Raw genomic sequence first — 11,629 nt, forward strand, 5'->3', positions numbered from 1 at the left:
GGGGCTCCGTCGTGTCAGCGGATCAGCCGACCGAGACGATCTCCACCGAACCGCGGCCGACGACCGCGCCCTCGGTGGTGGTGACGGCCATGTCGCCGTACAGCTCCCGGCCGGCGGCCGGGGTGGACAGGGCGGTCACCGCACCGGTGAGGGTGGCGGTGGCGCCGTTGGCCAGGGACAGCGGCGTGGACGGGGCGGAGAGCGTGCCCAGCGCCGGGGACGCGAACGAGTCCCGGTAGTCGTACGCGGTGCTCGGGTCACTCATCGAGTAACCGTCGACCACGACCCGGTAGGTGCCGGGCGTCGGGTTGGTCAGCGTGACCGCTTCCTCGGAGTCGCCGTCCGCCGACTGGCCCACCCGGGTCGCGCCCAGGAAGACGGCCAGGTCCAGGTCGGCGCTCAGGTCGGACGGGTTGCCGATCCGGGCGGTGAACGAGGTGGCGCCCGCGGGCACCTCCACCACGTACTCCTGGCTGGCGCCCTCGGTGATGCTCGGCCGCTCGGTCCGGACGCTGGCCAGCGGGCCGCCGACGCCGGTCACCTGGACCGGGCCGAAGGTGTTGGTCAGGCTCCAGCTCACCGGGGCCGGGGTACCAGCGGTGACCGACGGGAGCTGGACCACGGCCGGCTCCACCTTGACGCCCTGCACGCGGGCCTGGAGCCGGAACGGGTTGTCCAGCGCCGGCGAGGTGCGACGCGCCTCCACCTCGATCTCCCACACGCCCGGCAGCGGGTTCTGGTAGTCCCGCTCCTGCGGCTTGCAGACCGCGGCGTCGGAGAAGTTGGTGTAGCAGGCGGTGCTGGCGGTGCTCTCGACCGGCACGCCGTACGGGTTGATGGCGATGAACCGGGTCTGCGAGCCGGTCGCGATGCCGGACAGGTTGACCTGGAGCGCGCCCGCACCCGGCGGGACGGTCACGAAGTACGACCGGAAACCGTTGCGCTCGACCGAGCCCTCGGCCGAGAACGAGAACGCCGGGGCGGCGACCGGGTTCGAGGCGATCACGACGGTGGCGACCTCGAAGTCGACCACGGAGGTGGCCGGGTCGTCGACGGTCATGATGGCGCCGTGCGCGCCGGCGGTCATCGGCTTGGCCTTCACCTTGACGGTGACGGTCTTGTTCAGCGGCAGCCAGACCACCTTCGGGGCGCTGTAGGTGCCGTCGTTGCCGCGGAAGGCGACCTCGTGCTTGACGCCCTTGTTCGGGCCGCTGGTACGGGTCAGCTTCACCTCGTAGTGGCGGCTCTCCTTGACCTTCTGGCCACCACGGTCGGCGGCGCAGCGGTTGTAGAGGCCGGTACCGACGTTCGGGTTCGGCACGAACGTGCCGGAGGCCCGGTCGTAGCGGGTCAGGTTCGGCGACAGCTCGGTGCAGACCGGCGCCTCGGAGGTGTAGGTGCGGGTCTGCACGCCCTCGGCGAGCAGGCTCCACGCGCCCGGGACGTCGAACATGCCGTAGCCCTGCGCGTACGTCGGGACGCCGGTGATCGGCTCGGCCGCGGTGTAGACGGCCCGGCGCAGCGCGGCCGGGGTGACGCCCTTGCCGGTCGCCTTGGCGGCCGACAGCAGCAGCGCGGCGGCGCCGGTGGCCTGCGGGGCGGCCATCGAGGTGCCGTTGAGCATCTGGTAGCCCGGGGGCAGCGGGTAGCCCGCCTCCGGAACCGGGTTGCCCGGCTGCCAGGTCGGTGCGGTGGAGATGGCCGAGCCGGGGGCGGTGATGTTCGGCTTGAAGCCACCGTCCTCACGCGGGCCGCGCGAGGAGAAGTTGAACAGCGCGTTGTCCTTGCGGACCACCGAGCCGTAGTTGGCCAGCCAGGTGTCCTTGCTGATGCTCGCCGCGACGCTCACCACGTCGGTGGCGACCGACGGGTCGCCGACCGTGTTCACGCCCGGACCGGAGTTGCCGGCCGAGATGAACAGCTGCACGCCGTAGGTGTTGATCAGGTCGTTGTAGAGGACCGCGCGGGCGTTCGAGCCGTCGTTGAGCGCGGGCAGGCCGCCGATCGACATGTTCACCACGTCGACCTTGCGGTTGATCACCAGGTCGGCCATGCCGGTGGTGAGCGCCGCCGCGGTGCAGCCGCCACCCCACGAGCAGGCGCGGGCGGAGACCAGCTTGGCGCCCGGGGCGGCGCCGTCGAAGGCGCTGTTGCCCAGCATGTCGTTGGCGGCGGTGATGCCGGCGACGTGGGTGCCGTGGGTGCTCTCGATGATGCCGATGTTGACGTAGTCGACCAGGCCGGGGCCGCCGACCGGGGCGGTGTTCACGTCGCGCCGGTACTCGACCACGAACGGGATCTGCTCCCGCACAGCGGTGGCCGGGTTGTCCGTGCCGAAGTGGCCGACCTGGAACTTCTCCTTGTACGGCCGCATCACCTCGTCGTCGGTGAAGTCGTTGTTCTGGTTCGCGTCGACGCGCACGTCACCGGTGGTGGGGTTGTAGAGCACGCCCCAGAAGTCGGTGGTGTCGCCGTCGCGGTTGAGGTCACCCCGCGCGTCGCTGTTCGCGGTGATGTTCTCGCGGAAGACGTTGAACCGGTAGTTGCCGGCCGGCGCCGTCCAGGTGCCCAGCGAGGTGGTGAACTCCGGGCCGCTGACCTCGGTCAGCATCGGCCGCCAGGAGGCGTCCTCCAGCGGGTCGGTGGCGGTGACCCAGTCGACGATCTTGCGCTCGCCGGTGGTGGTCGTCTGGAGCGCCGGCTGGTCGAGGTCGACACCGGAGTCCATGATGCCGATGGTGACGCCGCGGCCGTCCCACTGCGGGTTCGCGGCCTTGAAGGCCTCCGCACCGGTCTCGTTGGTCGGCATGTACGGGTTAACCGCACCGGTGTCACCGCCCGGCCCGGCCAGCGCCTGGGCCTGCGAAGCGGTCTTGGCGCCCTTCGGCGCCGCCTCGGGCGCCGGGTCGGGGAGCTTGATGGTCTCGTCCAGGTCGACGGCGGCGACACCGGGCAGGGTGGCGGCCTTGAGCGCCTTGGCGGTGGGGACCTTCGCCAGCACGTAGCCGATCTGGTCGTACCGCTGGCTGACGGTGGCGCCCAGGCCGGTCAGGCCGTCGACGACCTTCTTGGCCGAGCCCTTCTTCACCGCGATGATCATCGTGACGGTCGGCGCGTTCTTCGCCTCGGCCTCGTCGAGCAGCTTGGCGTCGTGTGCGCCCAGTGCCTTCGCGGCGGTCGGCTGCGAGGGTTGGGTGGCGGGGGCGGCGCTCGCGGTACCGGCGCCACCTCCCACGGTCAGGGCGCCGGCCGCGAGGACCGAGGCCAGAAGCGCGGCGGACGGTCGCCGGCTGCGCGTGCGGGGTCTACTCAACGTTCTCTTCCTCCAGAGAACAGGGCCCTCGAAGGGGCAGGGCACGTGTGACGGTGATCCTGCGTGTCGCGACGACATGTGTCACTACCCGGCCTGGGTTTGTGACCAGTCCGTGACAAGAATCGGTCTACGTCATCACGTGCAGCGTGTTAGACGTCGATGTCCGTCGACCTCTCGGCCGATGTGGACGGCGCGCCCATTAGCTCCGGTGCCTGCGGCTGCCTCGGTGCCAGCTCGACCTGCGCCGGCGCGGCCAGCTCGTCGCCGGAGACGCCCAGCTCGGCCAGCTTGCGGGCACTGACGAGCACCCGCGCCTCCAGCGAGCCCACCGCCCGGTTGTACGCGGTAACGGCACCGCTCAGCGAACTACCGAGCTTGCCCACGTGGTCGCCCAGTGTGGACAGCCGCCCGTACAGCTCGCGGGCCAGCGAGTGGACTGTGGCGGCGTTACGCGCCAGCGCCTCCTGCCGCCACGAGTAGGCCACCGTGCGCAGCAGCGCCACCAGCGTGGCCGGGGTGGCGAGCACCACGTTGCGGGCGAACGCGTGCTCCAGCAGGGACGGGTCGCGTTGCAGCGCCACGTCGAGGAACGGGTCCGCCGGCACGAACAGCACCACGAACTCGGGCGTCTGGTCGAACGCCGACCAGTAGGACTTGGCGGCCAGGCCGTCCACGTGCGCGCGCAGGTGCCGGGCGTGCGCGTCGAGGTGGGTGTCGCGCCCGCGCTCGTCGCGCGCCTCCATCGCGGTCAGGTACGCGTCGAACGGCGCCTTCGCGTCCACCACCACCGTCCGCCCGCCGTGCAGGCGTACCACCAGGTCGGGGCGTACCCCCTGGTGGTCGGTCGCGGCGGTGACCTGCTCGCTGAAGTCGCAGTGTTCGAGCATGCCGGCGGCCTCGACGATCCGGCGGAGCTGGTGCTCGCCCCAGCGGCCCCGCACCTGCGGCGCGCGCAGCGCGGCGACCAGTTGCTTGGTCTCGGTGCGCAGCTCGCCGGAGACGGCGCTCATGGACCGCACCTGCTCGCGCAGCTCGGCGTAAGCGTCGACGCGGTCCCGTTCCAGCTCCGCCACCCGCTGCTCGTAGCGGCGCAGCGTGTCGTGCAGCGGCGCGACCGCGCGGGCCACCGCCTCCTGGGACTGCGCCGTCGCCTCGTAGCTGAGCGCCCGCATGGACTGCTCCAGCCGGCCCTCGCCGGCCCGGGTGGCGGCGAGCGTCGCCTCCAGGCGGGCGATGTCCGCCGCCGCGCGCGCCCGCGCGGCCAGCCAGCCCACCGCGCCGCCCGCGGCGAGGCAGAGCACCACCACGGCCAGCGTCGCAAAGCTCATGGCCAAGAGCTTGCCAAACGGGTACGACGAGCGCGCGCTGGGTACGTTCGAGTCATGGAGTTCGCGTTGTGGCTGGTCCTGATCCTGCTGCTCGGAGGTGCGTTCGTGTTCTGGCGGAGGGGGAGCAGATCGCGGCGGTCCAACGAGCTGGCCGACGCCCGCGCCGAGGCGCAGCGCTGGTACGAGCGGCTCGGCGGCCAGTTGATGAACCTGCACGGCGACGCCCCGGCGGTCCGGCAGGCGCTCGCCGACGCGGGTGAGCGGTACAACGCGGCCGGTTCGCAGCTGGAGCAGGCGACCACGCCGCGCCAGTTCGGGCTGGCCCGGGAGACCGCGCTGGAGGGGCTGGCGTACATCCGGGCGGCGCGGACCGCGATGGGCATCGACCCGGGCCCGGAGCTGCCGCCGCTCGCCGCCGCCCAGGGCACCGGCGCGCTCACCAAGGAGCGCCAGGTCGACGTGCAGGGGCAGACGTTCCGGGCCGGTCCGCAGCCGGGGAACGCGACGCCCTACTACTACCCGGGTGGCCGGTTCCAGGGGCGGCCGGTGCCGGCCGGCTGGTACTCCACGCCCTGGTGGAAGACCGCGCTCGGCGCGGGCGTCGGCGTGGTCGGCGGTCTCCTGATCGCGGACGCGCTGTTCTCACCCGCGTTCGCCGACCCCGGGTACGACGCCGGTTACCAGGAGGGCTTCGGCGACGGCCAGGACTTCGGCGACCAGGGCGGTGACATGGGCGGCGGCGACTACGCCGGTGGCGACTTCGGCGGCGGCGGTGACTACGGCGGCGGCGACTTCGGTGGCTTCGGCGGCGGGGACTTCGGCGGTGACTTCGGCGGCGGCGACTTCTAGCCGGCGCCGCCGCGTCGGGCGCCGTGCGTCGGGCGCTGCTCGCGGCGCGTCGGGCGCACGCGTTAAGAAGGGCCCCCTCTTATGCGCGAGGCGTTAAGAGGGGGCCCTTCCTTACACGTCAGCCGGTGTTGCGCATGCCGGCGGCGATGCCGTTGACGGTGGTCAGCAGCGCCCGCTCCAGCGCCGTACCGTCGTTCGGGGCACGCCGCCCACCCGGCGCGGTCACCACCGCACGCCCGGCGGCGCCGGATTCGCGGTACTGCCGCAGCAACGCCACCTGGAGGTGGTGCAGCGGCTCCAGGTAGGTGTCCCGCACGGCGAGCGTGCGCTGGAGCACCGGCGAGTTGTCCAGCAGCGCCGGTGACGCGGTGACCGCGAGCACCTCCTGCTTGGTCAGCTCGTACTCCTGCTCGATCTTGTCGAAGATCGGGTGCAGCTTCTTCGGCACCAGCGTCTCGACGTACCGCCGGGCGATGGTCAGATCGGTCTTGGTCAGCATCATCTCGACGTTCGACAGGAACGTGCGGAAGAAGTGCCAGTTCCGGTTCATCTCGGCGAGCACGTCGGCCAGCCCGGCCGCCCGCGCGGCGGCCAGCCCGGAACCCACGCCGAACCAGCCCGGCACGATCTGCCGGGTCTGCGTCCAGCCGAACACCCACGGGATGGCGCGCAGGCCGGACAGGCCGGCGCCGGTGTTCGGGCGCTTCGCCGGGCGGGAGCCGATGTTCAGCGCGCCGAGCAGCTCGGTCGGGGTGGAGGCCCAGAAGTACGCGGGCAGGTCCGGATCCTCGACCAGCGACCGGTACGACCGGAACGCGGACTCGGACACCACGTCCATCGCCGCGTCCCAGCGCTCCAGCATCTCGGCCGGCTGCCGGGGCGCGGTGTGCAGCAGCGTGGCCTGGAGCACCGCGGCCACCGTCAGTTCCAGGTTCTCCCGGGCCAGCGCCGGCAGCGTGTACTTGTCGGAGATGACCTCGCCCTGCTCGGTCACCTTGATCGCGCCGTCGAGCGTGCCGTACGGCTGGGCCAGGATCGCGTCGTGGGTGGGGCCGCCACCACGGCCGACGGTGCCGCCCCGGCCGTGGAACAACCGCAGGTGCACGCCGTGCCGCGCGGCCACGTCCCGCAGCGCGCGCTGCGCCCGGTGGATGGACCACTGGCTGGTGGTGATGCCCGCCTCCTTGTTGGAGTCGGAGTAGCCGAGCATCACCTCCTGCACGTCGCCCCGGGCCGCCACGAGCGCCCGGTACGCGGGCAGCGACAGCAGTTCGTCCAGCAGTTCGCCACCGGCGTTCAGCTCGGCCGGGGTCTCCAGCAGCGGCACGATGCCGATGCGGGCCCGCCCGGAGTGCACGTCCACCAGGCCGGCCTCGCGGGCCAGCACCACGGCGGCCAGCACGTCGTCCACGCCGAGCGTCATCGAGATGATGTACGACTCGATCACCTCGGGACCGAACCGGTCCTGCGCCTCGCGGACGGCCGCGAACACGTCGAACGTCTTGCGGGCCGACTCGGTGAGCGGGCTGTCCTGGGTGGAGAGCGGGCGCCGGCCGGTCAGTTCGTCGGCGAGCAGCTTGGTGCGCTCGAGCCGGGACAGCGCCGGGTAGTCGGAGACCTCGCCGACCGCCTCGTAGAGCTGGGCCAGCACCTCGTGGTGCTTCTCCGCGTGCTCCCGGATGTCCATGGTGGCCAGGTGCAGGCCGAACGCGGACACCGTACGGATGGCCGAGGCCAGCCGCCCGACGGCGGTGAGCTGGCCGGAGTTGCGGGCCAGCGACGCGCGCAGCAGTTCCAGGTCGGCGATCAGCTCGGACGAGCCCCGGTAGTCGCGCCCCGGCACGTGCGGGGTGTCGGCGCGCAGCCGCTCCCGGGTGTTGGCGAGCTTCGCCTTCACGCACCGCGCCTTGAGCCGGTACGGCTCCTCCGCGTTGACCCGGCGGAACCGGGGCGCCACCTCGGGCAGCGCGTCCAGGTCCTTGGCCAGGCTGGCGGACAGGTCGAGCGACACCGCGCGCAGCCGCCGGGAGACGCTGACCTCGGTGATCAGCTCGTCCATCGCCTTCTCGGTGGCGGCGATGCCGTGCTCGTGCTGGATGCGCAGCACCTCGCGGGTGACCACCGGCGTGACGAACGGGTTGCCGTCGCGGTCGCCGCCGATCCAGGTGCCGAAGCTCAGCGGGCGGGACGTCGGCGACGTCTCCACGCCGAGCGTGCGCAGCGTGTCGGCGAGGTCGTCGAGGACCTGGGGCGCGGCCTCGGCGTACAGGTCGCGCAGGTAGTAGATCGCGTTGCGCGCCTCGTCGGTCGGGTCCGGCCGGTCCAGCCGCAGCTCGTCGGTCTGCCACATGAGATCGAGCAGTTCGGCCAGGCGGCGGTTCGCCGGGCCCTCGTCGCTGGCGCCGTACAGGATCGCGTTCGCGGTCTCGGTGTCCAGCTCGTCGGCGACGGCGCGCAGCTTGGACAGGATGGACCGGCGGGCCGCCTCGGTCGGGTGGGCGGTGAAGACCGGGCGTACGGCCAGCCGGCGGGCCGCGGCGGCGATCTCCTCGGCCGGTACGCCCCGCTCGGCGATCATCTTGGCCGCCTGGTCCAGCCAGCCGCCGTGGGTGGCGCGGCGGCGGCGCAGGTCCCGGGCGCGGTGCACCTGCTCGGTGATGTTCGCCAGGTGGAAGTAGGTGGAGAAGGCACGAGCCAGCTTCGTGCCGGTGGTGACGTCGAGCCCGGCGAGGCGCTGGGCCGCGGCCGGCACGTCGGAGCGGACCTGGGCGCGGATCTCCTCGACCAGGTCGAGCAGCGGGCGGCCCTCCTGACGGGCAAGGGTCTGCCCGAGCAGCGTGCCGAGGCGGCGGATGTCGGCCCGGAGAGCGGCGTCGGGGCCGTCGTGGTCGTGCTGGTCGGTCACGGTTGCGCTCCTTACGCGAGGACGAAGGACAGCGCTGTCCGACTCCTCTGGATGGTATCCGCGCGGCCCCGGCGGACAGGAGGGGGACGGCGTGATGATCTGCACCCTGGGACGGCCCGCCGGTCAGCCCCGCTCGACGGCGTGCCGTCCCGTCTTCGGCCGGCGGCGTGCCCGGAACATGGTCGCGGTGAACAGACCGGCCAGCCCGGCGACCACCCAGGCCAGCAGCCCGGTCAGCGCCCAGCCGCCGCCGCGCCAGTCGAAGTAGACGGCCGACTTGAACAGGTCGGTGGCGAGGCCGGGCACGTTCCAGCGGTGCATCCCGCGCAGGAACGGCGGTAGGAACTCGGGCGCGTAGATGCCGCCGGAACCGGGGTTGCCGAGCACCACGAGCAGCAGGATCACGATGCCGGTGCCGAGCAACCCGAGCCAGCCCTGGACGGCGGCGGCGACCATCCCGGCCGCGAACGCGGCGAGCGCGCCGACCACGGCCACCGTCGCCACGTGGTCGGGGAACACGCCGAGCACCGGCCCGACCAGGATCGCCCCGATGACGCCGAGCAGGATCGCGTGCACCGCGAGCGTGGCGATCCGCAGCCCGGCCCCGCGCAGGTCGCGCGGGCTGGTGCCGAGCGAGATGCCGAGCGCCGTGGACGCCAGGTAGCCGCCGAGCACCACGCCGACGGCCAGGTAGAACGGGACCAGGCCGCGCGGGTCGTCGGCGGAGACCGGCACGTCGTCGGTGACCTCCAGTGGCACCCCGGCCTGCCGGGCCGCCTCGCTGAACACGTCGCTGACGAGTTCGGTGGCGGCGGGCGCGCCCGCGCTGGCGGTGGCGAGCGTCAGGCCGCCGCCCGGGGCGGAGCTGAGCACCGCGTACACCGACCGGTCGGTGAGGCCGTCCTGGGCGGCGCCGCGGCTGTCGTACCCCACGGGTTTGATCGTGTCAGTGCGGGCGCGGACGGCGGACATCACGGCCTGGGCCTGCTGGTCGCTCCTGACCACGGCGACCGGCACGTCGCGCGGGTCCGGCTTGTGCAGCGCGCCGACGTAGGCGGCGATGAACGCGCTCGCCAGCGCCAGGGTGCCGAGGAGCAGCGCCGCCGTGCGGGGCAGCCAGTCCCGGGTACGCAGCTCCGGCTCGTCGTCCACCGCCTCAGCCTATTGCGGGCAATTGCCTGGCTGATGGGGTTTCGTCGTGTGAAAACCGCTGGTCCCGGCCGATAGCGTCGGCCCATGACGGTGCCTGTCTATCCCCCCAAACCGCAGCCGGGCGACCGGGTCGCGGTCGTCTCCCCCTCCGCCGGCCTGCCGGGTCTCTTTCCCCACGTGTACGAGCTGGGGCTGCGCCGGCTCCGCGACGAGCTGGGGCTGGAACCGGTGGAGTATCCGACCACCCGGGTCATGGGCGCCGACCCGCGCGACCGGGCGCGTGACCTGACCGCCGCGTTCGCCGACCCGACGATCACAGCCGTGCTGGCGACGGTCGGCGGGGACGACCTGATCACCGTCACGCCGCACCTGGACGACGACGTGCTGCGGGCCAACCCGAAGCCGTACTTCGGCTACTCGGACAACACGAACGTGCTGAACCACCTGTACCGGCTGGGCGTCGTCGGCTACCACGGCGGCTCGGTGCTCGTGCACCTCGGGCGCTCCGGCAGGCCGCACCCGCTCACGCTCGACTCGCTGCGCGCCGCGCTGTTCACCACCGGCTGGTACGAGCTGACCCCTGCCCCCGAGTGGGGTGACGAGCCGCGCGACTGGCGTGACCCGGCCACGCTGGCCGAGGAGCCGCCGATGTACCCGTCCGAGGGCTGGCGCTGGCACGGCCCGGCCGAGGTGGTGCAGGGCCGGACGTGGGGCGGCTGCCTGGAGATCGTGCACTGGCTGATGGCGACCGACCGGGTTCCGTCGGCCGCCGACCTGGCCGGCTCGGTGCTGGTGCTGGAGACGTCGGAGGAGCTGCCGCCCGCGCAGGAGGTCTTCCGGATCATGCGGAACATGGGCGAGCGGGGTCTGCTCGCCGCCGTCCCGGCGATCGTGGTGGGCCGCCCCAAGGCGTGGGACTTCGACCGGCCGCACTCGGTCGCGGAGCGGCTGGCGTGGGCCGCCGACCAGCGGGCGGCGATCCTGTCGGCACTCGCCCCCTACGCCGCCGATCCGGTGGTGGTCTTCGACGTCGACCTGGGTCACACCGACCCGCAGGTGGTCATCCCGTACGGCGGCGAGATCCGGGTGGACGCGGCCGAGCGCCGCATCTCGGTGCGCTACTGACGGCGGCGCGGTCAGGCGTCGACGACGGCGAAGGCTCGTACCGGGAACGTGCCCATGCCGGCGATCCGCGGCGGGGCGGCGGTGAACCGGAAGCCGGTCGGGGGCAGCGCGTCCAGGCCGGTCAGGTGCTCCACGATCGGCACACCGGCGGCCAGCAGGCCGGTGTGCGCGGGGCGCCGGCCGGCCGCCGCCGGAGTCATGTCGTCGATGTTGATCGAGTCGATGCCCACGAGGGCGGCGCCCGCCTCGGCCAGCCACTGGGCACCGTCGCCGGTCAGGTAGGGCGCCTCCGGAGCGGCGTACTCGTCGGTGCCGAAGTGCGCGTCCCAGCCGGTGTGCAGCAGCACCGCGCACCCGGCCACGTCGTACGGGGCGAGCGTCAGCCGGTCCACCGCCCGCGTACCGGCGGGCACGCGTACCACCAGGCCGGGCAGGTCGGCGAGGCGGTCCAGCGGCACCCCGGTCAGGTCCGGGCCGTCGGCGAAGCGGTGCGACGGCGTGTCCACGTACGTGCCGGTGTTGGCGATCATGTCGATCCGCCCGACCTGGAACTCGACACCGGGCGCGTACCGGCCCCGGGACGCCTCCCGGGTCAGCCATTCGGTGATCACCGGTGCGGGCCAGCCGGGCAGCGTGACCAGGTCGTCGGTGATCACGTGACTCAGCTCGACGAGTTTCCGCCCGCCGCCCGTGGCCGGGGCGGCCACCCCGCGCCCGCCCTTGTGCGGCTCCTCGACGACGGTCCGGTTGGTGATCCGTACCTCGCCGACCATGAGCAGCCCCAGGTGCCGGACCAGCAGCGCGGCCACCTCGTCGTCGGTGACGTCGGGGTGCGGCACGTCCAGCCGGAACCCGTCGGTGCGCAGGCCGCCGCCGTTGGAGAAAACCACCTCGGCGTCGAAGACCGTCCGATACTCGACCATCCGCCTACCGCACCACGCCCGGTCGCAGCCGGTC

Annotated in this window: 7 protein-coding genes; 2 read left to right on the forward strand and 5 right to left on the reverse strand. The window is 72.9% G+C overall.

Annotation, left to right across the window (positions count from 1 at the left end):
• Positions 1–22: 22 nt before the first annotated feature.
• Both O7622_RS08480 and O7622_RS08485 read right to left on the reverse strand, forming a co-directional pair.
• Positions 23–3,313: a S8 family serine peptidase gene (locus tag O7622_RS08480; RefSeq protein WP_282312719.1), complete on the reverse strand. Its 3,291-nt coding sequence runs from the start codon at positions 3,311–3,313 to the stop codon at positions 23–25.
• A 149-nt stretch (positions 3,314–3,462) separates the two neighbouring features.
• Positions 3,463–4,641, reverse strand: a complete 1,179-nt coding sequence (locus O7622_RS08485; RefSeq protein WP_282312720.1) for a DNA recombination protein RmuC — start codon at positions 4,639–4,641, stop codon at positions 3,463–3,465.
• Positions 4,642–4,695: 54 nt separating this feature from the next.
• On the opposite strand from O7622_RS08485, the gene O7622_RS08490 reads away from it, so the two are divergent.
• Positions 4,696–5,490, forward strand: a complete 795-nt coding sequence (locus O7622_RS08490; RefSeq protein WP_282312721.1) for a hypothetical protein — start codon at positions 4,696–4,698, stop codon at positions 5,488–5,490.
• A 118-nt stretch (positions 5,491–5,608) separates the two neighbouring features.
• On the opposite strand, the gene ppc is transcribed toward O7622_RS08490, so the two are convergent.
• Together ppc and O7622_RS08500 are read right to left on the reverse strand one after the other, a co-directional pair.
• A complete protein-coding gene (ppc, locus tag O7622_RS08495) occupies positions 5,609–8,395 on the reverse strand; it encodes a phosphoenolpyruvate carboxylase (protein ID WP_282312722.1) in 2,787 nt (928 codons plus the stop codon).
• A gap of 123 nt (positions 8,396–8,518) precedes the next feature.
• Positions 8,519–9,547 (reverse strand): hypothetical protein, encoded by a 1,029-nt coding sequence (locus O7622_RS08500; protein WP_282312723.1) that lies wholly within the window; start codon positions 9,545–9,547, stop codon positions 8,519–8,521.
• 84 nt (positions 9,548–9,631) lie between these two features.
• On the opposite strand from O7622_RS08500, the gene O7622_RS08505 reads away from it, so the two are divergent.
• Positions 9,632–10,672, forward strand: coding sequence for a S66 peptidase family protein (locus tag O7622_RS08505; protein ID WP_282312724.1), 1,041 nt, complete (start codon positions 9,632–9,634; stop codon positions 10,670–10,672).
• A gap of 11 nt (positions 10,673–10,683) precedes the next feature.
• On the opposite strand, the gene O7622_RS08510 is transcribed toward O7622_RS08505, so the two are convergent.
• Positions 10,684–11,595 carry a cyclase family protein gene (locus O7622_RS08510; protein ID WP_282312725.1) on the reverse strand — a complete coding sequence of 304 codons (912 nt, stop codon included), beginning with the start codon at positions 11,593–11,595 and terminating at the stop codon, positions 10,684–10,686.
• Between the last annotated feature and the right edge of the window lie 34 nt (positions 11,596–11,629).

Origin of the sequence: Micromonospora sp. WMMD1076, from assembly GCF_029581475.1 — a bacterium.
GTDB lineage: Bacteria > Actinomycetota > Actinomycetes > Mycobacteriales > Micromonosporaceae > Micromonospora > Micromonospora aurantiaca.